The sequence below is a fragment of the Streptomyces sp. Xyl84 genome (assembly GCF_059731885.1).
Genome location: NZ_AP029182.1, coordinates 379681 through 404679, shown reverse-complemented (window position 1 = coordinate 404679; position 24999 = coordinate 379681). Strand labels below are relative to the sequence as shown.

Here is a 24999-nt window from a genome sequence, read left to right as displayed (position 1 = left end):
GCCGGTCCGGGCGGGCGGGTGCGGGGCGCTTCGAGGGTGCGGGGGCGGCTCATGCGCAGGGAGGGCGCGGGCCCTCACCAGGCGTGGCGGGTCGTCCCGTACGGCCCTGACCTCGTCCCGCGCCAGTTCCGCGGCGTCCTGGCCGAGCCGGGCCGCGGCGTCACCCATCCGGCCCGCGCCCGACGAGGCGCCCTCACCCGGTGTTCCCGTCTCCGCGTCTCCTGTCCGTCCGAGGCCCGCGTCCCCCACGCGTCTCCTGCCCTGGTCGAGGTGTCCGGGTGCCACCGCACAGGGCGCGGACACACCCGGTCACCGGACCGCGCCGCCGGGGCGGGCGGCGGCCGCGCGTGCCGCGGCACACGGGAGCGGCCGCGCAGAACGCGCGGTCGGCGGCGACCTGTGTGAGCCTGGGGCAGGGACGGACCGTCCCGCGTGCTCCGGGCGGCGTCCGCCCAGGCCCCGAGCCGAGCCCGCCCGCCGTGCCGCGGATCGCCGCCCCGGACGAGGAAAGATGCGATGGACGCGATCGAGCTGCTGCAGCACGACCACCGGATGGTCGAGCAACTGTTCCGCGACTACCACGCCGCGGCCTCCCCGGCCCAGCGCAGGGGCGTGATCGAGCTGACGGTGCGCGAACTGTCCAAGCACGCCGCGCTCGAGGAGATGATGGTCTACCCGCTGGCCAGGAAGGCGCTGCCCGACGGCGCGCGCCGGGCCGACGAGCACCTGGGCGAGGACATGGCCGTCAAGAAGCTGCTGCTGGCCCTGGACAGGCTGCCCGCCGACGACCCGCGCGAGAGCGACCTCATGGCCCGGCTCGGGCGGGAGGCCGAAGCACACGTACGCGCGCAGGAGACGGAGCTGATGCCCGCACTGCGCGAACACGTCGCCCAGCAGGATCTCGACGAACTGGGCCGGCTGCTCGACCAGTCCAAGCGGGGCGCCCCGACCCGGCCGCACCCGCACGCGCCCGACCGGCCCCCGGCCCTGACGGCGGTGGCCCCGGTGGCCGCCGCCTACGACCGGCTCCGTGACCGTCTCCAGGGGAGGCCGAGCACATGACCGCCGAGAGCGGCACCACCCGCACAGGACAGACACCCGAAGGCGCCGGTGAACGGCACGGCTTCGACGAGATCCACATCCTCTGGATCTCCGAGGGCATGAGCTGTGACGGCGACACCGTCTCCATGACGGCGTCGGGCCAGCCCGCCATCGAGGACGTCGTGCTCGGGCTCGTCCCCGGACTGCCCAAGGTGCACCTGTACAACAAGGTGCTCTCGCCGAGCCTGGGCGGCGAGGACTTCCTCGCCCCCTTCCGGGCCGCCGCCCGGGGCGAACTGACCCCGTTCATCCTCGTCATCGAGGGCTCGGTCCCCAACCAGAACATCATCGAGGGCGACGGCTACTGGACCTCGTTCGGCAACGACCCGGAGACCGGCCGGCCGCTCACCCTCAACTGGTGGATCGACCGGCTCGCGCCCCGGGCCTGGGCCGTCGTCGCGGCCGGCACCTGCGCGACCTACGGCGGCATCCACGCGATGGCCGGCAACCCGACCGGTGCCATGGGCCTCGCGGACTACCTGGGCTGGGACTTCAGGTCGCAGGGCGCCCTGCCCATCGTGAACGTCCCCGGCTGTCCGATCCAGCCCGAGAACTTCATGGAGACCCTGACCTGGGTGCTCCAGCACGCCGCGGGCTCCGCGCCGCCCCCGCCGCTCGACCACATGCTGCGCCCGCAGTGGCTGTTCGGGAAGACGGTGCACGAGGGCTGCGACCGGGCCGCCTACTACGAGCAGGCCGACTTCGCCAAGGACTACAACTCGCCCAAGTGCCAGGTGAAGGTGGGCTGCTGGGGGCCGGTGGTCAACTGCAACGTGCCCAAACGCGGCTGGATGGGCGGCGTGGGCGGCTGCCCCAACGTCGGCGGCATCTGCATCGGCTGCACGATGCCCGGATTCCCCGACGCCTTCATGCCCTTCATGGACGAGCCCACGGGCGGCAGCCTGTCCGCCGTCCTCATCAGGCCGTACGGCGCGTTCATCCGGCGGATGCGCGGCATCACCAGCATGGCCGTCAACAAGGAACCGAGGTGGCGGCACAACGAAGACCGCCTGACCAGCGGCTACGACCCCTACTGGCGTGCGTGAACACGGAACGGGAGCCAAGGACATGACCGGTGCGCTGGCGCGCCTGATCCGCGGTGCCGCCGACGCGCGCGCGGGGACCGCCGAACGCTGCGACCTGTGCGGCGAGCAGGTGCCCGGGGACCACCGGCACCTGCTCGACACGGGCGGGGGCGACGGAGAGGACCTGCTGTGCGCCTGCCGGGCCTGCTCGCTGCTCTTCGTCGACGACGGGGCGGCCGGCGGGCGGTACCGGCCGGTTCCGACCCGGCGCCTGCGGCTGCCCCCGGTGGACACCGCGGCGCTCGGGGCACCGGTCGGTCTGGCGTTCTTCGTGACGGGCCGGGACGGCACCCCCGCCGGGCACTGGCCCAGCCCCGCCGGCGCCACCCGGTGGGAGGCCGATCCCGGCGCCTGGCGGCGGCTGACCGAGGACTGCCCGGTGCTGGCGACGCTGGAACCCGGCGTCGAGGCCCTGCTCGTCCACACGGCGCGCGGCGCCCGGCACCACTGGATCGTGCCCGTCGACGACTGCTTCCGCCTCGTCGCCGTCGTACGCCGGGAATGGCGCGGCCTGTCCGGGGGCGACCGGGTGTGGGGCGCCGTCGACGACTTCTTCGCGCAGCTGACCGAGCGACCGTGAGGAGCGGACCATGGGCAGGATCAGAGTCGGCAGGCCCGACGCGCGGCCCGACACCCCGGGCCACGTCACCGGGTTGCACCAGGGCAACAAGGGCCCTTACGACCGTCAGCCGGGCCATCACAAGGACGGAACGTCCGACGCCCGCCGGTCCACCGGCATCCACTGGAAGAAGCACAACGCGATCCTGAAGATCATGCCCAACATCTCGCCCGGATGACCGCGGGGCGCAGGAAGCGAGGGAAGCGCGGGGAGCGCGAGGCGGGCGGGACCGGAAGGGCCGGGCGACGCACGGAAGGAGCCGGGATGACAGGCAGGCAGGTACTGGCGGCGGAGGCGGGTGTGCTCGGCGCACTCCTGCTGGTGCTGCTGGCCCGGGAGATGCCCGGGATCGTCCGCGAGGTGCGGATCTGGCGGATGGTCGGTCTCCGCCCAGGCTCCCGGCATCGGCGCTGACCCCTGCCGGCGGGCGGCGTGCTCCCCTGGACTCCCCGCCATGGGGGAGCAGTGCGAACCGGTCAGCCGCCGTCCGCCGCCCGCCGGTCGGCAGCGGGCCGTCGCCCGTCTGCCCCTGCGCCTGTACCGGGCGGGACCGGGCCCGTTGCCCGGGCAGCGGATGCTCCTGCTGCACCACAGGGGGCGGACGTCGGGCCTGGACCGCACCGTGGTCCTCGAAGTGGTCACGAGGGACCCGGCAGGCGGAAGCTGGACCATCGTGTCCGGCTTCGGGCCCGAGGCGGACCGGTACCAGAACCCGCGCCGACGGCCGGAGACGTCGATCCAGGCCGGCGACCGCCGCCACCGGGTGACGGCGCGTTTCCCGCCGCCGCAGGAGGGCGGCGACATCATGGTGCGCCACGCCCCTCGGCACCCCCGCCCGGCCCGCCGGCTGTGCGCGTTCATGGGCTTCCGCGTGGACGGCAGCGAGGCCGCCTGCCGCCGGGTGGGCGAGTCGATCCCCTTCGACCGTCCGGAAGCGGTCCCCCCTCCCAAAGCGCCGAGGCCGTCCGGGTGAACCGCGGGTGCGGGCCGCCGCCGCCGCGCTTAGCGTCGGAACCCCACGGATCCCACGGTCCCGACCCGCCCGCGCCCGTTCACCGCAACGGCGTGGGGCGGCTACCGCCGGGTCCCGTGCCGTGACGCGACCCCGCGGAGGAGACGGACATGGGCCGAGGCCCCAGGCGCACCGACGCCGACGCCGGCATAACCACCGGGCCCCGCACGGGAACCGGCACAGGGACCGGTGCCGGGACCGGCACCGGCACCGAGAACGGCGGCGACGCGGAGACCCGCACGATGGCGGACGCCGACACCCCCGAGGACGCCCGCAAGGACACCGGTCCGGACGCCGCCGGGGGTGAGGCGGGCACGGACGCGCCCGCCGGCACGGACGGAGAGACCCGGCCGGCGGCCGGGGACCTTCCGTGGCCCCTGAACGTCCGGGACGCGCGGCTGCGCATGGACACCGCCGAACCCTGGACGCTGATGGTCTCGAGCTTCCTGCTCTCCGTCGGACTGGTCCTGTGCGCGGCCGTCACGATGCCCCCGGTGTGGATCCTGTTGCGGCTGCTGGGCCAGGACCCCTGGCCGTCCGCGAGCTGGCTGGCGGTGTGCGCCGTCGGCACCGTCGTGCTGGTCACCGCGTTCACCACCCTGTGCACCTTCCTCTACAACGTGGTGGCGCGCTGCGCGGGCGGGGTCGAGGTGTGCCTGGACGAGGAACTGCGGGAGACAAACCGGCTCGCGCCGGGCGCAGGACGCGCCCCGGGGGCGTACGGAAGCGCGCACCCTCTCGAATGAGCCGTGCGCGAGGGCGAGTCGACCGACGCGCTCGCTCGTTCAGGTGACCGGTGATCATCTCCGCTCGGGGGACCCCGGCGCTGCCCTATCCAGGACGTATGCCTGAACTCAGCACCGCAGCCAGCCGACCCCCGTTGTCCCGGCGGCGGTTCACGACCGCAGCCGGGACGGCCGCCGGGGCCGGCGCCCTCGGCCTGGGCGCCGCCGGACCCGCCACCGCCGCGCCTCCTGCCGCACCGGCCGCACCGGCCGACCCGGGGCAGGCCCCCTCGGCGCCCCGCTCCACCGCCGACTGGGACACCTGCCTCGCGGTCGCCCGCGCGCTGCTCGTCGTCGACGCCCACGACAAGCCCCTCGTACCGGGGTACGAGAAGATCCTCGGCTCCGGACTGCCCCGCGCCGGCACCAAAGCAGCCAAGAAGATCCTGGTCGTGGGCGCCGGACCGGCGGGGCTCGTCGCCGCCTGGCTGCTCAAGCGCGCCGGACACCACGTGACGCTGCTGGAGGCCAACGGCAACCGCGTCGGCGGGCGCATCAAGACCTTCCGCACCGGAGGCCATGAGCACGCCGCGCAGCCGTTCGCCGATCCGCGGCAGTACGCGGAGGCCGGCGCGATGCGCATCCCCGGCAGCCACCCCCTGGTGATGCACCTGATCGACCGGCTCGGCCTGAAGAAGCGCCCGTTCCACCTCGTCGACGTCGACGCCTCCGGCAAGCCGGTCAACCACGCCTGGCTGCACGTCAACGGCATCCGCGTGCGCCGCTCCGACTACGCGAGGTCCCCGCGCCGCGTCAACCAGTCCTTCGGGGTACCGCGCGAGTACTGGGACACGCCCTCCTCGAAGATCCTCGCCGGCGCCCTCGACCCCGTACGCGACGAGTTCAGCACGGTCGGACCGGACGGCAGACGAATCGACAAACCCATGCCCGAGCGGGTCCAGGGCTGGGCGCGGGTCGTCCAGCGCTACGGCGACTGGTCCATGTACCGGTTCCTGACCGAGCAGGCCGGCTTCGACGAGCACACCATCGATCTGATCGGCACCCTGGAGAACCTGACCTCACGGCTGCCGCTGTCCTTCATCCACAGCTTCATCAGCCAGTCCCTGATCAGCCCCGACACCGCCTTCTGGGAGCTGACCGGCGGCACGGCGACGCTCCCGGACGCGCTGCTGCGCCAGGTGTCCGATGTGCTGCGCCGCGACCGGCGCGCGACCCGCATCGAGTACTGGGACACCGGCCGGCAGCGGGAGCCCGGTGCCGACGACATCTCGCACGTACGCCGGGACGGCCCCCACGTGTGGATCGACACCGTCTCGGAAGGCCGCGACGGCAAGGTCGTGCGCGAGCAGTTCACCGGCGACCTGGCCGTCGTCACCGTGCCGTTCTCCGGGCTGCGGCAGGTGCAGATCAGCCCGCTGATGTCGTACGGCAAACGCCGTGCCGTCGCCGAACTGCACTACGACAGCGCGACCAAGGTGCTCCTGGAGTTCAGCCGCCGCTGGTGGGAGATGACCGAGGCCGACTGGAAGCGCGAACTCGACGCCGTCCGCCCGGGGCTCCACGACGAGTACCGGCGCGGGAAGGCCCCCGCCGACGGCAGCCTGCTCGGGGCGCACCCCTCGGTGCCGCGCGGCCACATCAGCCCGGCACAGCGCGCCCACTACGCCGCCACCCGCTGGGCCGGCCGCGACCAGCCGGAGGCCGCGCACATCACCGGTGGCGGATCCGTCTCCGACAACTCCAACCGCTTCATGATCAACCCCTCGCACCCGGTGCCCGGCAGCAAGGGCGGGGTCGTCCTGGCCTCCTACAGCTGGGCCGACGACGCCTCCCGCTGGGACTCCTTCGAGGACGAGGCCCGCTACCCGTACGCCCTGCGCGGACTGCAGCAGGTGTACGGGCAGCGGATCGAGGTGTTCTACACCGGGGCCGGCCGCACCCAGAGCTGGCTGCGCGACCCCTACGCCTACGGCGAGGCGTCCGTACTGCTGCCCGGCCAGCACACCGAACTGCTCGGACACATCCGCGCCCCCGAGGGGCCGCTGCACTTCGCCGGGGACCACACCTCGGTGAAGCCGTCCTGGATCGAGGGTGCCGTCGAGTCCGGGGTACGCGCCGCGCTGGAGGCCCACCTGGCGTAGGGCCTGGCGGAACGGAACACCCCAGGTGGGCTGTCCGGACGGCCCACCTGACCCCGTCAGGGGTGGACCCCTGTTTGAATCCGCCTCCATCCGTGCACCCCTCAGACATGGAGGACCGCGACCGGCCGGAGCAGGGGCCCGCCTGCTCCGTCGACCTCTCCCATCGCGTACGGGCCCACCGCCCCGTCGGCAAGGGCCCCGAGGCGGTCGTCGTCGACCCCGACCGGCGGCGCGTCCACGTGGCGTGCTCCCGCAGCAACGCGGTCGTCGCGCTGGACCTGGACGGGGACCGGGCCGGCCCCGTGTGGCGGGCCGAGGTCGGACGGGAGCCGATCCCGATCGTCCTGGACCGGCCGACCGGGCGGATCTTCTCGGCGGACGCGCGCTCCGACACGGTGACCGTGCTCGACGCCGCGACCGGCGACCGCCTCGCGCAGCTCCCGGTCGGCGCCTACCCCGCCGGGCTCGGCCACCATCCGGGGCTGCGCCGGGTGTACTGCGGCGACACCGCCGACGGCACGGTCACCGCGATCGACGCCGACCGCCTGGAAGTGGTCGGGACCGTGCCCGCGGAACTCGGCGCGGGCAGCATCGCCGTCGACACCGAGCGGGACCGGGGCTACTGCGCCAACTTCATGGCGGGCTCGGTGACCGTCTTCGACGCCGCCTCGCTGCGGCCGCTGGAGCGGATCGCCGTGCGCGAGGGCCCCTGCAAGGCGGTGGCCCACCCGGCCGCCGGACACCTCTACGTGGCCAGCTCCCTGCACGGCACGGTCACCCGGATCTCGCTCGGCACCGGCGCCGTACTCGACGAGATGACCGTGGAGCGGGCCCCCGTCGGCATGTGCGTGGACGCGGCGCGCGAGCGGCTCTACGTCTGCAACCGGGGCGCGGGCACGGTGAGCGTCCTGGACACCGCGGCCGGCCGGGAGACGCACCGCATCACCGTGGGCAACGCCCCCGGCGACTGCGCCCTGGACCCGGTCTCCGGCGCCCTGCTGGTGTCCAACGCGGGCAGCGGCACCCTCAGCTGCGTGGACCGCCCCTGGCTGCCCGGCCCCGTACAGCCCGCGGTGCACCCGCTGGTGGGCCGGCCGCTGCCCGCGTTCGAACTGCCCGACCTGCGCGGCGGCCGGATCCGTACCTCCCGCGAGTGGGCCGAACGCAAGTACGTGATCAACTTCTTCGCCAGCTGGTGAGGCCCGTGCAACGCGGAGGCGCCGGTCCTGGAGGAGCTGCGCCGCCGTACGGCCCGGTCCGGGCTGGACGTCGTCATGATCAATATCTGGGAGAACGCCGATCCCCGGCAGGAGGCCGCGAACTTCGCCGCCGTCTGGGACATCGGTGCCACGGTGCTCCTGGACGGCACGGGTGAGTACGCCGCCCGCCTGGGGATCCGCGGGGTGCCCACCAACGTGCTCGTCGACGGCCGCGGTGTGGTCCGCGCGGTCGGCGGCACCACCCCCGCCGAGCTGCACGCCGCGGTCGAGGCCCTGCTGGCGCAGGAGTGAACCCGCCGGACCCGGCCGGGCGGCCGGCCGGGCGTGGCGTGACGGCCGGCGGCCGGGCGGAGGTGTGACGGCCGACGGCCGCGCCGCGGTGGCCTGACGGCCGGGCGGCGGTGGCACGGCCGGGCGGCGGTGGCACGGCGGGGCGGCGGGAAACCCGCCCGTCCGGGAAGCCGGAGAGCCGGGGGAGCCGGAGAGCGGGCGGGTGCCGCGGCGGCCGGGTCAGGACCGTTGGGAGGCGGACCGCTGGGCGTCGGGGCCGGACCCGTCCCGCTCGTCCGGCGTGGTGTCCCAGCCGCCGTCGGTGGCCGTGGCGCGGGCCAGCCCCACGCTGCCCGCCCCGATGAGGGCGACCCCGATCGCCTCGGGCACCACCCGCACCCCGAGCCCGATGTACTCCTGGAACAGCACCCAGCCCAGCGCCACGCTGGTCAGCGCGTCACCGAGGGTCAGCGCGGGCTGGGACGCGGTCAGGCTCCCGGCGCGGAACGCGCTCTGCAGCAGCAGGAAACTGAGCGCGCCGACCACGAGGGCCGCGTACGGGGGCCACTGCGTCAGGACGGCGCCCACGCCCTGGCCGAGCCGCCCCATGACCTCCTTGATCAGCGCCGCCGTCGCGGCGAACGACACCGCGGACGCCAGCCCCAGCAGAGCGGCCCGCGCGGCACCGCGGACCAGCCGGGAGACGGCCACCACGGCGGCCACCACGCCGAGCACCACCGCGCCCACCAGGAGCCACAGGTGCGGCTCGGCGGTGGTCCGGCCCTCGGAGGGCGAGGCCGCGCCGAGGAAGAGGGAGAGCCCCACGGCGAGCGCGGCGAACGCCAGCCAGGTCCGCCGGTCGGGCGGGCGGCGGAAGACGACGCTGCCGACGGCCAGCGTGAACAGCAGTTCGCTGGCGAGCAGCGGCTGGACCAGGGACAGACTGCCGACGGCCAGTGCCGCCGCCTGCAGCACGGTGGACAGCGCCAGCAGTCCGGCACCGGCGAGCCAGTACGGCCGCCGCAGCACCCGCACGAGCCAGCGCAGCGCCTGCCGCAGCCCTGAACCGCTCGCGGACTCGTCCGTCGCGGCCCGCCGCTGCAGCACCGACGCCGAGGCGTTGGACAGCGCCGCGAACAGGGCCAGCACGATCGTCAGAGCGCTCACCGGCACTCGCCCGGATCCGTCGGCCGCCCGTCGGCCGGGCGGTGCCCGGGCGCGCACCGGAGCGGACCGGCGCGGCCGGCCCGTGCGGCGCCGCACGGGCACGGCGCGGCGAGGGGGCGGGACCGGGCAGGGGCGTGGGACACGGCGACCGACCTCGGCTGCGACGGGAACCCCGGGGCGGCGCAGCCGGGCTGCGGGCACCCCGCGGTTCGGACGGGCTGGGCGGACACGGAGTATCCCGGCGCCCGCGTCACCAAACGTGTCCGCGGCCCGGCGGGTCTCACTTCCGGTGCCGCGTCCAGTGGTGCTCGCAGAACCAGCGGCCGAACATCGCACCGCCGTAGACGACGAAACCGACCCCGGTCAGCCATGACTCCACGACGAGGACGATGCCGACGGTTCCGTAGCTGATCGCGTTGTCGACGATGAGCGGGGTGAAGACCAGGTAGGAGAAGACGCGCAGACCGCCCAGGCCGATCATGGTGGCCACGGCGCCCGGCAGCAGCGTCCGCCAGCGGAGCTGGCCGCCCAGCAGGAAGTGCTGGCCCCACCAGAAGAACAGCGCCCCCGTGGTCGCGGACACCGCGATCCGCGGCAGCCCGTGGAACTGGTGCCCGTTGAGCACCTCCTGGTACAGGTACGCGGTCAGCACCCCCAGCCAGGTGACCTGCCGCCACACCCGGTGCCACGGCCCCGGAGGCAGGCCCCAGATCCGTTCGTAGCCGTTCTGGACACTGCCCGCGAAGGAGACGCCGAACACGGCGAGCAGGATGCCGCCCCAGACGCTCGTGGTGCCGATCACCTTCACCGGCGGGGTGATGATGTCGGTGAGCACGCGGGCGGAGCGGCCGGACAGTCCCATGCCGTCGACCAGCCACGACGCGAAGCCGCCCTCGCCCAGCGGATCGGCGGCGGCCACGACGATGAGCAGGGGCGCCAGGGTGACGAGGGAGAGGGTGGCGAACCCCATGGCCCGGTGCATCAGCTCGAGGTCGCGGCCGCGCCGGACCAGGGCGTAGGCGCCGAGCCGGTGCTCCAGGCCGAGCACCGCCTGCCGGACCCGCGGCACGTGGCGCTTCACGACCGCCACTCTGCACGCGCGCACGCCCGGCCGCAACGCGCGGGCGGCCGGCCGGCGGAGCCCTCACCGGTCACCGCTCCGCTGACCGGGCCCCTGTTCCCGGACCACCTGCGGAGGTCTGGGATGTTCGTCGGCCGTGCCGGCGGCGAGCGCGGTCGTCAGGGCCAGCAGCGTCATGACGACGGCGGCGAGCAGGTACACGTGCCGCCGGCCCGGGGCTCTCGGCCGCGGGGCGGTGATCTGCTCGAAGGTCTCGAGCTTCGACGCCAGGAGCGGGTCCTGTGCCACCAACTGTTTCTCTATCCGCGCGAGTTCGCGATCGACGTTCACGGACGGACTCCTTCGGATCCGGCACTGCGGCGGGATACGGCGGTGAACTCCGGCGTACCGCGCGGCCCCCCACCGGGCGGAGCGCGAAGAGACGACCCGGCCCCCCTGGGGGAGGGGCGCTGCGGTCCGTAGCTCCGCAGTACCCCTCCCGGCGCCCACCGACGCGCGGATCGACCACGTCCTTCCGCCTCGGGCCGCCGGGCCCCCGCCGGCGCGTCGTCCCACGGCCGCGTCCACGCGACGGCCCTCCCGCACACGGCCCGCCGGGCGCCGGCCGCGCCCGGCCCGCGGTCGCCCGCCCGGCGGAGGGTCTCATCGGCGTCCGCGGCGGGTCGTCAGGTCCCGGAGGCGGTCCCAGGGGCCCCACACCTGGGCGGTGAGCCTGACCAGGGGGGCCGAGTCCGGGGTGGTGGAGCGGGGGCGGGTGGGGGCGGACGCGGCGGTGGCCCGGGCCTTGTCCCCGAGGTCCCGCAGCGCCTCGGCGGGGCACAGGGCCTGCAGGCGGGGGAAGAGCAGCTGCTCCTCCCCGACGATGTGCTCCGTCGCCAGGGTGACCACCGCGAGCAGCAGCCGCCCGGACTCCTCGCCGCCCGGCTCCGCGGCCTCCAGGGACACCAGCAGCTCCTCCAGCTCCTGGTGCGCGGCCAGCTCGCGCTCCGCCCACCGGTCACCGTCCGGCAGGTACCGGCGCACCGCCGGGTACAGATGGGCCTTCTCCACGACCGCGTGGCGGACCAGCGCCGCACAGACCTGCTCCACCAGGGCCGGCCGCTCGCCGGTGTCCGGGCGGACGGACCGGATGCGGTCGAAGAGGCCCTGGATCCGCTGGTGGTCCCGCGTCAGCTCGTCGACGATGCCGCTGCGACTGTCCACTCCTGCTCCTCGCTGAGCCGCCGGGCCGCGCGGCGCCCCGCCGGGACCGGTGCGTGGCGACCGGCCCCGCGGGCTCGGCCGTGTGGCAATGGGGGTGTTCCCGGCACGCCTGCGCGACGCGTCCGGACCGCACACCCAAGATTGAAGCACCTGGCAGCCGGGCGTCCCCGGCCCGCCGCGCCACCGGGGCCGCCCGGCGGACGCCGGAGACCCCACGTGACACGTGACGACGCGTAAGGAGCGTGATGCGGGCGTGCTGATGCGGCGGCGCAGGGAACGGGTGCAGGCGAGGGCGCGGCAGGCCGCGTTCCAGGCGTACGTCGTCGCGGACCGCAGAGCACCGGTCTCGGAACTGGCCGGGCAGGTGCTGCGCAAGGCCTTCCCCGACCACTGGAGCTTCCTGCTGGGCGAGATCGCGCTGTACAGCTTCGCCGTGCTGGTGCTCACGGGGAGCTTCCTGACGCTCTTCTTCGATCCCAGCCTGGCCGAGGTGCCCTACCACGGGCAGTACGCCCCGCTGCGGGGCGTACTGGTCTCCAAGGCGTACGAGACCACCCTGGACCTGAGTTTCGGGGTGCGCGGGGGGCTCCTGATGCGCCAGATGCACCACTGGGCCGCGCTGGTCTTCGTGTCGGCCATCGGGGTGCACATGCTCAGGATCTTCTTCACGGGCGCCTTCCGCAGACCGCGGGAGATCAACTGGTTCGTGGGCGTGACCCTGTTCCTGCTGTCCCTCCTGGAGGGGTTCTGCGGCTACTCCCTCCCCGACGACCTGCTGTCCGGCACGGGGCTGCGCACCGCCAACTCCATCGTGCAGTCGATCCCGGTGGTCGGCACCTACCTCGCGTTCTTCGCCTGGGGCGGCCCCTTCCCGGGGCAGGCGATCATCAGGCGGCTGTACATCGTGCACGTCCTGTTCGTGCCCGGTCTGCTGATCGCCCTGATCACCCTCCACCTGTTCATGGTCGTGTACCTGAAACACACCCAGTGGTCGGAGCCGGGCAAGACGAACCGCAACGTGGTCGGGCAGCCCATGTTCCCGTCCTTCATCGGCAAGTCGGCCGGCCTGTCGCTGATGGTCTTCGGCGTGCTCGCCGTCATGGGGGGCATCGCCCAGATCAACCCGATCTGGAACTTCGGCCCCTACATCCCCGACCAGGTGTCCACCGACGCCCAGCCGGACTGGTACGTCGGGTTCCTGGAGGGGGCGCTGCGGCTGATGCCCGGCGTGGAGTGGAACGTCGCCGGGCACACCTTCATGTGGAACGTCCTGCTGCCCGCGGTGGTGCTTCCGGCCCTGCTGTTCCTCGTGCTCTACAGCTATCCGTTCTTCGAACGCTGGATCACCGCCGACCTGGTGGAGCACCACCTGTGCGACCGTCCGCGTGACCGGCCCGTGCGCACCGGACTGGGCGTCGCCGCGGTCGTCTGGTACGCCGTCCTGCTGCTGGCCGGGGGCAACGACGTGCTCGCGGTCACCTTCAGGACCTCCGTCAACGGCCTCACCTGGATCTTCCGGGTGGCGTTCTTCCTGGCGCCCGTCCTCGCCTACCTGATCACCAGACGGGTCTGCCTGGCGCTGCAACGGCACGAACGGCACCTGCTCCAGGAGGGGGAGGAGACGGGCGTGGTGTACCAGGACCTGCCCGGGGGCATGTCGGAGAGCCACGCGGGCATCGGCCCGCGGCACCGCTACAAGCTCCTGGTCAGGGAGATCCCGCTGCCGCTGAAGCACCCGGGGCCCGGAGCCCCGCTGCGCCACCGCCTGCAGGCCTCGCTCAGCGCCTGGTACTACGGCGAGCGCGTGGACATGCCGACCACGGCGGAGGAACGCCTCCAGATCGGCGGGCGTACGGCCGATCCGGTGGCGGGCGGCGCCGGATCCTCCCGCGAGTGACAGCGCGCCGTGCCCGCACGGGGTGTGCGGGCACGGCGCGCTTCCTTGTGTCAGCGGTGGGTCGGTGGTGTGTCAACGCTGGTGGGTACGGCCCCGGCGGGCCACGCCGATCGTCAGTCCCATGGCCGCCAGACCCAGCGCGGCGGTCACCGCACCGACCCAGCAGTTGTTCCAGATGATGCCCGCCCGCGCGCCGTGTGTGAGGGTGACCACCCACGGGGAGATGAACAGCCACACGCCGAGCGGCACGAGCGCCCACGCCAGCCGGAACATGCGTTCCGGGGCCAGCGCCAGGCCGAGCCCGATCACGCCGATGGTGATGCCGACGATCAGGTTGTTGACGGTGATGGCGGGCTGGATCGCGAAGTGCACGACCCACGGTGAGATCGCGGCGTAGAGGCCGGCCAGGACGACCAGGCCTTCTATGGCGATCGCCGGGGCGCTCGATGCGGTGCGCTCGAGCCGTTCCCGCATCTCCGCCATCTCGGGATGCGAGCCCATCATCTCCGGATGGGCGCCCACGTCACTGGAGCGATGTGGATACGACATTTCTGTCGTCTCCTCTCCAAAAGGGGGTTCCTTTGCCTTATGCAAGGGTTCCCCCGTCGGAGTGACTTATGCACCTTTTATCCAGAATTCTCGCCCGCGGAGGATGCCGGGACCTTCACCCCCGGTCAGGGCGGTCAGCCGTCCTGACGCCCCACGTAGGCGAGCACCATGCCGATCAGCCCGACGGCGAGGACACCGATGCCGATCATGAAGAGCCAGAACCCGTAGATGATGCCGACGGCGCAGATGGTGACCGCCGCCGCGGTGACGACCGGGTGCCCGCTGTGCGGCGGGAAGAAGTCGACCCGGCCGCTGCGCTCGTGGATCTCACCCGTCGGCCGGTCCTCGGGGCGTTCGCCCTTGCGCCGGTGGTTGACGAGGCAGAAGAAGGCGATCACGGACGCCATGAAGCAGGACACCGTCAGGGCGGCGATGCCCGCGGGCTCCCGCGCGAACCAGATGTAGGCCACGTCGGTGAGCAGGAAGAACACGGCCACGCCGGCGAAGAGGTAGGTCTCGGATTTCATTCGCTCTGCGTCCCCAGGGTGTCGGGTGTGGGCTCCACGGTTCCGTGCCCGGACGCCGGCAACTCCCGCAGCATGTCCGGATGGTGCAGGTCGAAGGCGGGGGAGTCGGACCGGATGCGGGGCAGCGCGGTGAAGTTGTGCCGGGGCGGGGGACAGGACGTCGCCCACTCCAGCGAGCGGCCGAACCCCCACGGGTCGTCCACCTCCACCCTCGTCCCGTCCCGGCTCGTCCTCCACACGTTGTACAGGAACGGCAGGGTGGACAGGCCGATCAGGAAGGCGCCGATCGAGGACACGGTGTTCAGGGCCGTGAACCCGTCGGCCGCGAGGTAGTCGGCGTAGCGCCGGGGCATGCCCATCTCGCCGAGCCAGTGCTGGACGAGGAAGGTCGTCTGGAAGCCGACGAACAGCGTCCAGAAGTGGATCCTGCCGAGCCGCTCGTCCAGCAGCGTTCCCGTGATCTTGGGCCACCAGAAGTAGAGGCCGCCGAACGTCGCGAAGACGATCGTCCCGAAGAGCACGTAGTGCAGGTGGGCCACGATGAAGTAGCTGTCGGTGAGGTGGAAGTCCAGCGGCGGGGAGGCGATCAGGACGCCGCTGAGCCCGCCGAGCAGGAAGGTGACCATGAACCCCATCGACCACAGTATCGGCGTCTCGAAGGAGAGACTGCCCTTCCACATGGTGCCGATCCAGTTGAAGAACTTCACCCCCGTGGGAATGGCGATCAGGAACGACAGCAGGGAGAAGAACGGCAGCAGCACCCCGCCGGTGGCGAACATGTGGTGGGCCCACACCGTGGCCGACAGCATGGTGATCGCGATCGTCGCCCCCACCATGCCGACGTAGCCGAAGACCGGTTTGCGGCTGAAGACCGGGATGATCTCCGTGACCACGCCGAAGAACGGCAGCGCCACGATGTAGACCTCCGGGTGGCCGAAGAACCAGAACAGGTGCTGCCACAGCAGGGAGCCGCCGTTGGCGGGATCGTAGATGTGCGCGCCGAACTTGCGGTCGGCCTCCAGCGCCAGCAGCAGCGCCGTGAACACCGGGAAGGCCAGCAGCGCCAGGATCGAGGTGAACAGCACGTTCCAGGTGAAGATCGGCATCCGGAACATCGTCATGCCCGGCGCCCGCAGGCACAGGATCGTGGCGATGAAGTTGACGGCGCCGAGCGTGGTGCTCAGACCGGCGATCGCCAGGCCCAGGGCCCACAGGTCACCGCCGTGCCCCGGACTGTGCTCGGCGCTGTTGAGCGGCGCGTAGGCGAACCAGCCGAACGGCGCCGCGCCCTCGTCGACCAGGAAACCGGACAGCACCGTGAGCCCGCCGAACAGGAAGAACCAGTAGGTCAGCGCGTTGAGCCGGGGGAAGGCGACATCGGGGGCACCGATCTGCAGCGGCATGATCGCGTTGGAGAACCCGGCGAACGTGGGGGTGGCGAACAGCAGCATCATGATCGTGCCGTGCATGGTGAACAGCTGGTTGTACTGGTTCTCGTCCAGGAACTGCAGGCCCGGGCGCGCCAGCTCGGCCCGCATCAGCATCGCCATGATGCCCGCGGCCAGGAAGAAGCCGAACGCGGTGACCAGGTACAGGTTGCCGATCTTCTTGTGGTCGGTCGTGGTCAGGTAGTCCCGGATCCGTTCACCGGTGCTGGGCCGGGCCGGACGCGGGCTCCTGCGCGACGCTCCCACGCCGGGATGTGTCTGTGACATGAACGTCCTCCACGCGCCTCACGGGGTCCGGTCGGCCGGGCCGTCCAGGGGACGGGCGGTCCCCGGCCCCGAACGCGGCACCGGCTTGGTGTGGATGTACAGCTCCCGCCGGTCGCCGACCGGGACCCCGGGCGGGAGCGGCAACCGGTAGCGGACGCTGCGGCGGTGGTCGGCGAGCTGGCGCTGCGGGTTGTACACGCGGTTGAACTTCCACAGCATCCGGGCGAAGTTGGTCTGGCCGTGCGCCAGCCGGCCGGCCAGGACCCGGGCCGCGCCGAACGCGGTGCGCAGCCCCAGGTGCTTGCGGTTGATGACGGACTGGGTGCGCACCAGCTCCTCGTAGAAGCGGGGCAGCGGCAGGGTGGTGGGGACCACGGCGTGCTGGATGTCGAACAGGCGGTAGTCCCGGGTGGTGAGCCGCCGGGCCTCCGTGTGCCAGATCTCCGTGCCCGGATAGGGGGTCATCACCGTCAGGTGCACGATCTCCGGGACGGACAGGGCGAACTCGCGCACCAGACGGAAACGCTCCTCGTCCCAGGCCGGGTCGACGATGAGGTTGATGGCCACGTTGATGCCGAGCCGCCGCGCGGTCTCCAGCGCCCGGAAGTTGTCGTCGGGGTCGACCCGCTTGCGGAACAGGTCCAGGCCCTCGGCGTCGAGGGCCTCCATGCCCAGGAACATGTACCGCAGGCCGAGCCGCGTCCAGCGCTCGAACACCTCGGTGTTGCGCAGCAGCACGTCGGCGCGGGTCTCCAGGTAGTACTGCTTGCGGACCCGGCGGCGTTCCAGCTCGGCGGCGATGGCGTCGCCGTGCTCGGGCCGGATGAAGGCGACGTCGTCGACGATGAACACGTTCGGCTCGGCGATGGAGGCCAGTTCGTCCGCGGCGGCGCGCGGGCTCGCCTTGCGGTAACTGCGGCCGTAGAAGGTCCACGCGGAGCAGAAGGAGCAGTCCCACGGGCAGCCGCGGGTGAACTCGATCGAGGCGCAGGGGTCCAGCTCGCCGATGAAGTAGCGGCGGCGGTGGCGCATCAGGTCCCGGGCCGGGCGCGGTTCGTCGATGCCGTGCATCATGAGCGGCGCCGGGCCGTGCCCCGCGGTGGTGACGATGCCGGGGACCTCCTGCAGGCCACCGTCGCGCACCGCCCGCAGCAGCGGCGCCATCGCCGGCTCCCCCTCGCCCCGCACGACGGCGTCGACGGCGCCGCCCGCCTGGCGCAGCACGTCGTCGGCGACGAAGGAGACGCTGTGCCCGCCGAAGAAGACGAAACACTGCGGCAGCACCTGCTTGACGGCGCCCGCCAGGCCGATGGCCTCCGGGATGTTCGCCAGGTAGTTCAGCCCGAAACCGACCGCCTGCGGCCGGAAGGAGAGCACCACGCGGCGCAGGTCCCGGTGGCGCAGCACCTGGAGGTCGACCACCCGCACCTCGTGCCCGGCCTCACGGGCCGCGGCGGCCACCCGCTCCAGACCGAGCGGCTCCAGCCGGAGGAAGATCTCCGAGTACATCAAGGCACTGGGATGGACGAGCAGCACACGCATGGATCACCTCGGGTTCCGCGGCGGGAGCGGGGGAGTGACCGCCCGCCGGTGGGCGTAAACAGGCGTCAGCCGTGTGGCGCAGCGGCCCGTGCGGGCGGGCGCCCGCGCCCCGGCGCCGCACCTGACCGGCCCGGGCCGCCCGAGGGAGCCGACACCGGGCCTCACCTGTCCGGGCGTGCGCCCGAGGGACCCGGCGCCGGGCCTGGCCCGCGCGGGCTTGGGCCCCAGAGTGCCGACGTCGCGCCTCATCTCGTCGGGCGTGCGCCCGAGGGAGCCGGTACCGGGCCTGACCCTTGCGGGCGTGGGCCCGAGAGCGCCGGTGCCGGGCCTGGCCTGTGCGGGCGTGGGCCCGACCGTGCCGGGGCCGGGACTCACCGCTCCGCCAGACGGTCCCGCAGCCGCGCGCAGCTCTGGGAGATCAGCCGGGACACGTGCATCTGGGACAGGCCCACCGCCTGGGCCACCTGCTGCTGCGTCAGCGACTCCAGGAAGTACAGGCACAGCACCCTGCGTTCCCGGGGCGGCAGGGCGCGCAGCACGGCCCGCAGCGCCACCCGGTCGGTGACCCGGTCCAGCGCGGGATCCTCGGCGCCGAGCGTCTCGGCCAGCGGCCCGGCGCGGCCGAACCCGCGCTCCTCGTCCAGCGACGCCGGACGCCGGGCGCCCTCCACCTGGAGCGCCAGCCGGACGTCCTCCCCGGCCATCCCGGTCGCCCGCGCCAGCTCCGCCGCGCTGCCGCCGTCGCCGTGCCCCGAACGGCGCAGCGTCTCCTGGGCCGCCCGCAACCGCCGGTGCTTGTCCTGCAGGGCCCGGGGGACCCGCAGGTCCCACGCGCAGTCGCGCAGATGGCGCCGCACCTCGCCGTCCACGGTCGGCACCGCGTACGCCAGGAAGGCGTGCCCCCGCCGGGGGTCGAACCGGTCCACCGCCTTGACCAGCCCCATGCAGGCGACCTGGTAGAGGTCCTCCTCGCCCTCGGCGTGCGTGCTGTGCCGGCGCGCGATCCTGCGCGCCATCGGCAGGAACGCGCGGATGGCCTGCTCACGCAGCGCCGCACGCTGCGGTCCGGGCGGGCAGGAGGCCATCCGGTACACCAGTTCCTGGTCCTCGGACGTGCCGGAGTGCCGGGAGGGCAGGGTGCGGCGGGCACCGCGTCCCGGGACGCTGGTGGAGGTCTGCACGGCAGGTTTCCCATCGGTGGACGGCTGCGCCCGGCGTCCAGGACGGGCCGGGGCAGGCGCACGAGTGCTTCATTCGGACCCGCTGCGCGAGTCGTCCATGCAGGACTTCCCCCGCCTGCCGCGCACGTTCCGCCCCAGGGGTGATCCACCGGTGTGTCGGCCGGCCCGTTCCGCCGCGTCCCCCGGGGCCACCGAGGTGACCGGCACCGCCGTGCCGTTTACGCACCCGGCTCCCGGGTCACACGCAGGACGGCAGTGCCGTCGTCGAAGGAGTCAGCCATGGAGTGCGCGCGGATCGACGCCGTCGACGTCCACGCCTTCGAACTGCCCACCGACGGGCCCGGCGGCACGGAACAGGACGGCACCCTGGAGTGGGACTCCACCACCATGGTGCTCGTCCGGGTGCACGCGGGCGGCCGGACCGGCCTCGGCTACACCTACGGGGACGTGTCGGCCGCCGCCTTCCTGTCCGGCACCCTCGCCCCGCTGCTGACGGGCCGGGACGCCACCTCGCCGCCGGCGCTGCGGGAGCTGATGGGCCGGCGGATCCGCAACGCGGGCCGTCCCGGGGTGGGCGCCATGGCGGTCTCCGCCGCCGACATCGCCCTGTGGGACCTCAAGGCCCGGCTGCTGGACCTGCCCCTGGTCCATCTCCTGCCCGCCTACCACGACCGGGTCCCGGTCTACGGCAGCGGCGGCTTCACCAACTACCCCCCGCAGCGCCTGGCCGACCAGCTCGCCGGCTGGGTCGAGCAGGGCATCCCCCGGGTCAAGCTCAAGACCTCCCGCGACCCCGAGAGCGACCCGCGGCGGCTGGCCGCGGTGCGCCGGGCGATCGGGGAGGACCCCGAACTGTTCACCGACGCCAACGGCGCGCTGGGCCGCAAGGAGGCCCTGTACTGGGCCCGCCGGTTCCACGACGAGTGGGACGTACGGTGGTTCGAGGAGCCGGTCAGCTCCGCGGACATCGAGGGGCTGCGGAGCCTGCGGGAGCACGGTCCGGCACGGCTGGAGATCACGGCGGGGGAGTACGCGTACACCAGCCGCGACTTCGTCAACCTCGTCGAGGGGGGCGCGGTGGACTGCCTCCAGGCGGACGTCACCCGCTGCGGCGGCATCACCGCGGTCCTGGAGGTCGGCGGACTCGCCGCGGCCCGGCACCTCGACCTCTCCGCGCACTGCGCCCCCGCCGTCTCCGCCCACGCCTTCTGCGCCGTGCGGCGGCTTCGGCACCTGGAGTACTTCCACGACCATGTCCGCTTCGAGCACCTGGTGTTCGAGGGCACCCTCTCACCCGACGGCGGTGCCCTGCGGCCCGACACGTCCAGGCCCGGCCTCGGCCTGGACGTCAAGTGGGCCGACGCCGAACCGCACCGGGTGTACGGGACGCGGCCGGCCGCAGCCTGACCGCCGCCCCGGCCTGCCGGGGCGCCGCCAACTCGCTTACGGGCAGGGGAAACAGTGTGCGAGACTGCGGTGATCGACAGCCCGCCCGATCCACTCGCACGACGGAGTCCGCCATGGCGACCGGAAGCCCCGACCTGCCGTCCCCGCAGATAGACACCAGCAAGGCCCACCCGGCCCGGGTGTACGACTGGCTGCTCGGCGGCAAGGACAACTACCCCGTCGACGAGGCCGTCGGCCGCAAACTGCCTCCCGAGGCCCACGACGCCGCCCGGCAGAACCGCGCCTTCATGAACCGCGCCGCGGCCTGGCTCGCCTCGCGCGGCCTGGACCAGTTCCTCGACGTCGGCACGGGCATCCCGACGGAGCCGAACCTGCACCAGATCGTGCAGCGCGCCGTCCCGACCGCCAAGATCGTGTACACCGACAACGATCCGATCGTGCTGCGGCACGCCGAGGCGCTGCTGGTCAGTCACCCCGAGGGGGTCACCGACTACATCGAGGCCGATGTGCGCCGCCCGGCTCAGATCCTCGAACACGCCCGCGAGATACTGGACTTCGAGCGCCCCGTCGTCCTCTCGCTGATCGCGCTGATGCACTTCGTCCCCGACGACGAGGTGGCCCACGGCATCGTCCACGAGCTGCGCGCCGCCCTCCCGTCCGGCAGCTACCTCGTGCTGTCGCACGCCGCCTCGGACCTCTATCCCGAGCTGGCGGAGCAGGTCACCGCCGAGTACGCCAAGGGCGGCATCCGCCTCGGCTTCCGCACCCGCGCGGGGGTCTCGCACTTCTTCGACGGCCTCGAACTCGTCGAGCCCGGCCTGGTGACGGCCACCGAGTGGTTCAAGCAGTCCCCGGCGCCGCGGCCGGAGGGCAGCGGCATCTACGCCGGCGTCGCCCGCGTCCCCTGACAGGGCGCCGCCGCCCCGGCCGTCGAACGGTGATGAACGTCCTCAGAGGGTGAGCCCGGGTCAGCGCGGCGGCTGGTCGGTGCCGGTGCCCCGGTCCTGGTCGCCGAGCTGCTCCCTGAGCCTGTCCTGAGCCGTGTCCACCTGGCCGCGGTACTTGCCCTGGGTGCGTTCGTCGATGTAGTCACCGCCCTTGTCGATCCCCTTGCCGGTCTGCTCCTCGTGCCCCTTGAGCAGCCCCTTGAGCTTGTCCATCATGCTCATCGCGTACTCCTTCACGGCGTGGTTCCCTTCCAGCATGGCCCGCCCGTCCGGGGGACGCATCCGCAGGCGCAGCGGTGGAGCGGGCCGGCCGAGGCCCCCCGAAGGGGGCCGGGGGAACCGCGCCGGAAGGGGCCGGTCAGCGCATCCGCTCCTGCCGGTAGGGCACCAGGCGCACCGGTCCGAGGAGCCCGTACGCCTGGCGGGCGGCGGCGCCGAACACGGTGGGCCGGGCGACCCGCAGCCGGTTCGGCGGAGGCGTGGCGACCTCGTGGACGGCACGGCGTGGCGTACGTCCGGCCGCACCCCGGGACCGGCGAGCGGGTCGCCGACGAGGGGCTTGTCGGCGACCCGCCGTACGTGAGGCAGGGCGAACAGCCGGGCCGTCACGTCCCGCGGCGCGGCTGTCTCCCCGGGCGCGGGCACCCCCGGTGTCAGGGCCTGGTCGAAGGCGCCGAGCACCACGGTCGGCAGGCCCGCCTCGGCGAACTCCAGCAGCTTGCGCGCATGCGCGAGGGCCAGCGTGGGGGAGGAGCCGTGGAAGAAGTCGCCCTCGAGGAACAGGGCCTTGCGGTGGAGGAGTGCGGTCCCGGCTCAGGCTGCCCGCCGGAGCCGCGCTGCCAGTACGAGAGCATCACCCGGTCGCCGTCGGCGGGCGCCGTCCAGGTGAGGGTGCCGTCGCTGACCAGAGGGGTCAGGTCGGTCACGGAGCCGGCGTCCAGACCCGTCTCCTTGCGGGTGGAGTCGGCCGGGTCGACCCGGGCCGCCTGCACGGCGAGGAGCCGCTCCCGGTGACGGAGGGCGCAGGCGCGCGGACCGTTCGCCGGGACCGGGCCGTCGAAGGTCGCTCCGGCGGCGAGGTCGGCGCGTCCGTGGGCCAGTTCCGTGGCGGCGGCCTCGTCGTCGGGCGTCGTCGGGCCGGACCCCGGGGACGGCGGTGGGCCGGCTCGGGCCCAGGGTGAGGTCGATGGTCAGCCCGCGCCGCGCGGCCCGGCGCAGCGACGCCTCCACGCCGTCGCGCCAGGGCCGGCTGCCCCAGCCGTGGCGGGCGGTGTCCAGGACGGACTTGTCGCTGATGCTGTGGTGGACGGCGGCGATCTCGGCCCCGCCGAAACCGCGGGAACGCTGAAGCCGCGGCGGTGCCGCAGTCAAGATCCACGACAAGGGGCGGAGCCGGGTGGAAGGGGGCGCGGCTACCCGCCCGTCGAAGGCGTGGGCAGCCGCAGCTGGGCGGTGATCTCCTTGCCGGTGTCACGGTCGGTGACGGTCAGGCTGCCGCTCAGCGCGCCGACGATCTCCAGCCCGTGCCCGCCCACGCGGCGCCCGTCGCGGGGGCGGGGCCGGGGCGGCTGGGGCGAGGTGTCCCACACGCTGATCCGGACCAGTCCGCTCTCCGGCAGCGCTTCCAGGCGCAGCCCGCAGGGACCGGGGGCGTGCCGTACTGCGTTGGTGATCAGCTCGCTGACCACCAGTTGCGCGTCCTGTGCCACGCGGTCGGGGACGTGAGTGCGGCCGGTGACACGGACTCGGTCCAGGAACCTGCCTACGGCTGCCCGTGCCTCCGCGGCGGTGATCGCCCCGCTGTCCCAGTGGGCGTCCCAGCGCAGCACGGCGGGCGTGTTCCTGTCCCGGTCCGGCTCATCCGACGCCTTCTGCCTAAGCGGGATGGCCATACGGTTGCCTCAAACTGTCACATTGTGTTACTGCTCTTCCGTTTCTCCGGTTACCCCGCCCCGCACGGAATAGGCAGGTTCGTTCGGCGAACCGGTGCGGGACGGGGTGTCGTGTGCGTGTGCCGGAAGGGCGGTGACGGTGGGGCGACCTCCGGGTCGGTCACCAGTAGTGGCGGTGACCGGCCACCGCGTGCCCCATGGAGCCCAGCACCCACAGCACCGCGCCGATGACGGCCAGGATGATGCCGATGGTCCACAGGATCGAGATGCCGGTGACGAAACCGACGATGAGCAGAATGACGCCGAGGAGGATCATGGCCGCCTCCTGAAGGGGGTAGTACTTCCTCCACTGTGCACCCAAAAAGCGGCAAGTGGGTATGTACATACGGAAAACTGACCAACTGGTGTCAGTCGGTCATGAGGGGATCTTCACGGTCCTCTCTCTCATCCAGGGTTTCCTTCCAGTGGAGGTGCGTCGGTGCGTACAGGACTGCTGCGTTCGGTCGGGGCGGCGACGGCCGTGTACGGAGCCGTGGCGGCGTACCGGCCGAACTGGCTGGCCCGTCCGGTGGGTCTGGTCGACCCGGACGGGACCACCCGGCCGCACACGGCCATGGCCCTGCGCCCGCTGGCGTGGCGCGACGCCGCGAGCGGACTGGCCATGCTGCTCGCCCCCCGCGGCCCGGCCCTGGTCACCGCGACGGCCGTGCGCATCGCCTCCGACCTGGGGGACGCCGTGCTGTTCGGGACGGGTGTCACCGGCCGCGTACGCCGGGCGGGCACGGTCGTGACCGCGCTGGGCTGGGCCGCCCTCACGGCGGCGGCCCTGGCCGCGAGCCGGGACGTCGGGGCGGCGGACGGGGGTGCCACGGCGGCCGGACGGGGCGGCATGGCGGCCGGCCGCGACGGCGTGGCCGGCGTCCACGCGGGGTGAGCCGCTGGTCGCGAGGGGTGCGGTCGCCGGCGCCGTTCGGAGGGGGGCGGGGCGCCGCACCGGGCCGGGACGACCGCGGGTGGGCTGGGCCCGGCCCGCCCGGGGGCCGGGCCGCCACGCCGACCCGGGGCTGTCCCGGGACCCGTAGCTGCTCGGTCGGCTGCGTCGGCGGCCGGGGCGCGCCGGGACCGCGCATGTTCGGCCGGCGGAGCCGGCGGCTGGGGCGCGCCGGGACCCGACCCGCGCTTGTTCGGCCGGCTGGGACCCGACCCGGGCATGTTCGGTCGGCTGTGTCGGCGGCTCGGTGCGCCGGGCCCGCGCCAGCGCGCGCTGGTGTGTGTTCCGGTGCGTCCGCTCGGCCGCGGGGCAGGTGGCGCCGTGGCGCCCGTCGTCCGGCCGCAGCGCCCCTCGGTGCGGGCGCAGCTGACCGGGCCTCACCCGGCGGCCGGCCTCACCTGCGGCGGGCCCTCCACTGACGGTCGGCGGCCGGCCGCCCTCAACCGGCGGTGGGGCCCGCCTTGTCGGGGCACAGTGCCGGCGGCCGGGCGGTCCACCCGCCCCAGGCACACTTCTGGCGGCGGGCGGTCCGGTCGGGCGCACGCCCGGTGGTTCAAGGCGCCCGGTGACCCGAGCCACCCGGCAGGTCGAGCACGTCGGCGGACGGAGGTGCGCGCAACGCTTGAGGCACGCCCGGGTCTGGGCGCGCCGGGTCTTGGCGCGCCGACGGTCTGGGTGCCCGGCGGGCGGGCGGGGGAGCGCCTGG

The 24999-nt window shown here is 73.5% G+C and carries 26 protein-coding genes and 1 pseudogene; 15 read left to right on the top strand and 12 right to left on the bottom strand.

Annotated features, from left to right (window positions below; genetic code table 11):
- Positions 1–516: 516 nt before the first annotated feature.
- The 10 genes and pseudogenes from AC6I72_RS01740 to AC6I72_RS01695 form a co-directional block, all read left to right on the top strand.
- Entirely contained in the window at positions 517–1062 is a 546-nt protein-coding gene (locus AC6I72_RS01740; protein WP_497998894.1) for a hemerythrin domain-containing protein, read from the top strand.
- Entirely contained in the window at positions 1059–2147 is a 1089-nt protein-coding gene (locus tag AC6I72_RS01735) for an NADH-quinone oxidoreductase subunit B family protein (RefSeq protein WP_497998893.1), read from the top strand. The genes AC6I72_RS01740 and AC6I72_RS01735 overlap by 4 nt, the downstream gene beginning before the upstream one ends.
- A gap of 22 nt (positions 2148–2169) precedes the next feature.
- Complete coding sequence (locus AC6I72_RS01730) at positions 2170–2766, top strand: DUF5947 family protein (RefSeq protein ID WP_497998891.1); 597 nt, start codon at positions 2170–2172, stop codon at positions 2764–2766.
- 10 nt (positions 2767–2776) lie between these two features.
- On the top strand, positions 2777–2983 hold the full coding sequence (locus tag AC6I72_RS01725; RefSeq protein ID WP_497998889.1) for a hypothetical protein: 207 nt from the start codon (positions 2777–2779) through the stop codon (positions 2981–2983).
- Between the two features lie 86 nt (positions 2984–3069).
- On the top strand, positions 3070–3219 hold the full coding sequence (locus AC6I72_RS01720) for a hypothetical protein (RefSeq protein ID WP_497998888.1): 150 nt from the start codon (positions 3070–3072) through the stop codon (positions 3217–3219).
- A 40-nt stretch (positions 3220–3259) separates the two neighbouring features.
- Positions 3260–3778: a nitroreductase/quinone reductase family protein gene (locus AC6I72_RS01715; protein ID WP_497998887.1), complete on the top strand. Its 519-nt coding sequence runs from the start codon at positions 3260–3262 to the stop codon at positions 3776–3778.
- Between the two features lie 149 nt (positions 3779–3927).
- Positions 3928–4563 carry a DUF3566 domain-containing protein gene (locus tag AC6I72_RS01710; RefSeq protein ID WP_497998886.1) on the top strand — a complete coding sequence of 212 codons (636 nt, stop codon included), beginning with the start codon at positions 3928–3930 and terminating at the stop codon, positions 4561–4563.
- Between the two features lie 98 nt (positions 4564–4661).
- A complete protein-coding gene (locus AC6I72_RS01705; protein WP_497998885.1) occupies positions 4662–6704 on the top strand; it encodes a flavin monoamine oxidase family protein in 2043 nt (680 codons plus the stop codon).
- Positions 6705–6811: 107 nt separating this feature from the next.
- Positions 6812–7903: a hypothetical protein gene (locus AC6I72_RS01700; protein ID WP_497998883.1), complete on the top strand. Its 1092-nt coding sequence runs from the start codon at positions 6812–6814 to the stop codon at positions 7901–7903.
- Between the two features lie 12 nt (positions 7904–7915).
- A pseudogene (locus AC6I72_RS01695) lies at positions 7916–8215 on the top strand (TlpA family protein disulfide reductase); the annotation flags it as partial.
- A gap of 219 nt (positions 8216–8434) precedes the next feature.
- Here AC6I72_RS01695 and AC6I72_RS01690 read toward each other — a convergent pair.
- The 4 genes from AC6I72_RS01690 to AC6I72_RS01675 form a co-directional block, all read right to left on the bottom strand.
- On the bottom strand, positions 8435–9361 hold the full coding sequence (locus AC6I72_RS01690) for a DMT family transporter (protein WP_497998881.1): 927 nt from the start codon (positions 9359–9361) through the stop codon (positions 8435–8437).
- Positions 9362–9641: 280 nt separating this feature from the next.
- Positions 9642–10442, bottom strand: a complete 801-nt coding sequence (locus tag AC6I72_RS01685) for a ribonuclease BN (RefSeq protein ID WP_497998880.1) — start codon at positions 10440–10442, stop codon at positions 9642–9644.
- Positions 10443–10505: 63 nt separating this feature from the next.
- Positions 10506–10772 carry a DUF3040 domain-containing protein gene (locus tag AC6I72_RS01680; protein WP_497998878.1) on the bottom strand — a complete coding sequence of 89 codons (267 nt, stop codon included), beginning with the start codon at positions 10770–10772 and terminating at the stop codon, positions 10506–10508.
- Positions 10773–11084: 312 nt separating this feature from the next.
- Positions 11085–11645 carry a hemerythrin domain-containing protein gene (locus AC6I72_RS01675; protein ID WP_497998877.1) on the bottom strand — a complete coding sequence of 187 codons (561 nt, stop codon included), beginning with the start codon at positions 11643–11645 and terminating at the stop codon, positions 11085–11087.
- Positions 11646–11904: 259 nt separating this feature from the next.
- On the opposite strand from AC6I72_RS01675, the gene qcrB reads away from it, so the two are divergent.
- Positions 11905–13542, top strand: a complete 1638-nt coding sequence (qcrB, locus tag AC6I72_RS01670) for a cytochrome bc1 complex cytochrome b subunit (RefSeq protein ID WP_498004558.1) — start codon at positions 11905–11907, stop codon at positions 13540–13542.
- A 72-nt stretch (positions 13543–13614) separates the two neighbouring features.
- Here qcrB and AC6I72_RS01665 read toward each other — a convergent pair whose 3' ends face one another.
- From AC6I72_RS01665 to AC6I72_RS01645, 5 genes are all read right to left on the bottom strand, one after another.
- A complete protein-coding gene (locus AC6I72_RS01665) occupies positions 13615–14091 on the bottom strand; it encodes an SPW repeat protein (RefSeq protein WP_199811577.1) in 477 nt (158 codons plus the stop codon).
- Positions 14092–14225: 134 nt separating this feature from the next.
- Complete coding sequence (gene ctaF / locus AC6I72_RS01660; protein ID WP_497998875.1) at positions 14226–14618, bottom strand: aa3-type cytochrome oxidase subunit IV; 393 nt, start codon at positions 14616–14618, stop codon at positions 14226–14228.
- Positions 14615–16333 (bottom strand): aa3-type cytochrome oxidase subunit I, encoded by a 1719-nt coding sequence (gene ctaD / locus AC6I72_RS01655; RefSeq protein ID WP_497998874.1) that lies wholly within the window; start codon positions 16331–16333, stop codon positions 14615–14617. Before ctaD ends, ctaF begins: the two co-directional genes overlap by 4 nt.
- 18 nt (positions 16334–16351) lie before the next feature.
- Positions 16352–17875 (bottom strand): hopanoid C-3 methylase HpnR, encoded by a 1524-nt coding sequence (gene hpnR, locus AC6I72_RS01650; protein WP_497998873.1) that lies wholly within the window; start codon positions 17873–17875, stop codon positions 16352–16354.
- A 371-nt stretch (positions 17876–18246) separates the two neighbouring features.
- Positions 18247–19056, bottom strand: coding sequence for a sigma-70 family RNA polymerase sigma factor (locus AC6I72_RS01645; RefSeq protein WP_497998871.1), 810 nt, complete (start codon positions 19054–19056; stop codon positions 18247–18249).
- A 279-nt stretch (positions 19057–19335) separates the two neighbouring features.
- Between AC6I72_RS01645 and AC6I72_RS01640 the strand changes: the two genes are divergently transcribed.
- Entirely contained in the window at positions 19336–20463 is a 1128-nt protein-coding gene (locus AC6I72_RS01640) for an enolase C-terminal domain-like protein (RefSeq protein ID WP_497998870.1), read from the top strand.
- 113 nt (positions 20464–20576) lie between these two features.
- Positions 20577–21371 carry an SAM-dependent methyltransferase gene (locus AC6I72_RS01635; protein WP_497998868.1) on the top strand — a complete coding sequence of 265 codons (795 nt, stop codon included), beginning with the start codon at positions 20577–20579 and terminating at the stop codon, positions 21369–21371.
- A gap of 60 nt (positions 21372–21431) precedes the next feature.
- Here AC6I72_RS01635 and AC6I72_RS01630 read toward each other — a convergent pair whose 3' ends face one another.
- Entirely contained in the window at positions 21432–21632 is a 201-nt protein-coding gene (locus tag AC6I72_RS01630) for an antitoxin (RefSeq protein ID WP_037855187.1), read from the bottom strand.
- A gap of 964 nt (positions 21633–22596) precedes the next feature.
- On the opposite strand from AC6I72_RS01630, the gene AC6I72_RS01625 reads away from it, so the two are divergent.
- Entirely contained in the window at positions 22597–22758 is a 162-nt protein-coding gene (locus AC6I72_RS01625; protein ID WP_497998867.1) for a hypothetical protein, read from the top strand.
- 64 nt (positions 22759–22822) lie between these two features.
- On the opposite strand, the gene AC6I72_RS01620 is transcribed toward AC6I72_RS01625, so the two are convergent.
- Entirely contained in the window at positions 22823–23302 is a 480-nt protein-coding gene (locus tag AC6I72_RS01620) for an ATP-binding protein (protein ID WP_497998865.1), read from the bottom strand.
- 160 nt (positions 23303–23462) lie between these two features.
- Positions 23463–23618, bottom strand: a complete 156-nt coding sequence (locus AC6I72_RS01615; protein WP_199811576.1) for a DUF6131 family protein — start codon at positions 23616–23618, stop codon at positions 23463–23465.
- Between the two features lie 162 nt (positions 23619–23780).
- Here AC6I72_RS01615 and AC6I72_RS01610 point away from each other — a divergent pair, with 162 nt between their 5' ends.
- Positions 23781–24236: a hypothetical protein gene (locus AC6I72_RS01610; protein WP_497998863.1), complete on the top strand. Its 456-nt coding sequence runs from the start codon at positions 23781–23783 to the stop codon at positions 24234–24236.
- Positions 24237–24999: the final 763 nt, after the last annotated feature.

Bases quoted from the DNA above. Each gene is read 5' to 3' on its own strand.
- qcrB (WP_498004558.1), top strand. From the start codon at position 11,905: ATGCGGCGGCGCAGGGAACGGGTGCAGGCGAGGGCGCGGCAGGCCGCG.
- AC6I72_RS01640 (WP_497998870.1), top strand. From the start codon at position 19,336: ATGGAGTGCGCGCGGATCGACGCCGTCGACGTCCACGCCTTCGAACTG.
- AC6I72_RS01620 (WP_497998865.1), bottom strand. From the start codon at position 23,302: ATGGCCATCCCGCTTAGGCAGAAGGCGTCGGATGAGCCGGACCGGGAC.
- AC6I72_RS01740 (WP_497998894.1), top strand. From the start codon at position 517: ATGGACGCGATCGAGCTGCTGCAGCACGACCACCGGATGGTCGAGCAA.
- AC6I72_RS01705 (WP_497998885.1), top strand. From the start codon at position 4,662: ATGCCTGAACTCAGCACCGCAGCCAGCCGACCCCCGTTGTCCCGGCGG.
- AC6I72_RS01715 (WP_497998887.1), top strand. From the start codon at position 3,260: ATGGGGGAGCAGTGCGAACCGGTCAGCCGCCGTCCGCCGCCCGCCGGT.
- AC6I72_RS01735 (WP_497998893.1), top strand. From the start codon at position 1,059: ATGACCGCCGAGAGCGGCACCACCCGCACAGGACAGACACCCGAAGGC.
- AC6I72_RS01730 (WP_497998891.1), top strand. From the start codon at position 2,170: ATGACCGGTGCGCTGGCGCGCCTGATCCGCGGTGCCGCCGACGCGCGC.
- AC6I72_RS01710 (WP_497998886.1), top strand. From the start codon at position 3,928: ATGGGCCGAGGCCCCAGGCGCACCGACGCCGACGCCGGCATAACCACC.
- AC6I72_RS01630 (WP_037855187.1), bottom strand. From the start codon at position 21,632: ATGAGCATGATGGACAAGCTCAAGGGGCTGCTCAAGGGGCACGAGGAG.
- AC6I72_RS01625 (WP_497998867.1), top strand. From the start codon at position 22,597: ATGGTCAGCCCGCGCCGCGCGGCCCGGCGCAGCGACGCCTCCACGCCG.
- AC6I72_RS01720 (WP_497998888.1), top strand. From the start codon at position 3,070: ATGACAGGCAGGCAGGTACTGGCGGCGGAGGCGGGTGTGCTCGGCGCA.
- ctaF (WP_497998875.1), bottom strand. From the start codon at position 14,618: ATGAAATCCGAGACCTACCTCTTCGCCGGCGTGGCCGTGTTCTTCCTG.
- AC6I72_RS01635 (WP_497998868.1), top strand. From the start codon at position 20,577: ATGGCGACCGGAAGCCCCGACCTGCCGTCCCCGCAGATAGACACCAGC.
- AC6I72_RS01700 (WP_497998883.1), top strand. From the start codon at position 6,812: ATGGAGGACCGCGACCGGCCGGAGCAGGGGCCCGCCTGCTCCGTCGAC.
- AC6I72_RS01725 (WP_497998889.1), top strand. From the start codon at position 2,777: ATGGGCAGGATCAGAGTCGGCAGGCCCGACGCGCGGCCCGACACCCCG.
- AC6I72_RS01665 (WP_199811577.1), bottom strand. From the start codon at position 14,091: ATGTCGTATCCACATCGCTCCAGTGACGTGGGCGCCCATCCGGAGATG.
- AC6I72_RS01615 (WP_199811576.1), bottom strand. From the start codon at position 23,618: ATGATCCTCCTCGGCGTCATTCTGCTCATCGTCGGTTTCGTCACCGGC.
- ctaD (WP_497998874.1), bottom strand. From the start codon at position 16,333: ATGTCACAGACACATCCCGGCGTGGGAGCGTCGCGCAGGAGCCCGCGT.
- hpnR (WP_497998873.1), bottom strand. From the start codon at position 17,875: ATGCGTGTGCTGCTCGTCCATCCCAGTGCCTTGATGTACTCGGAGATC.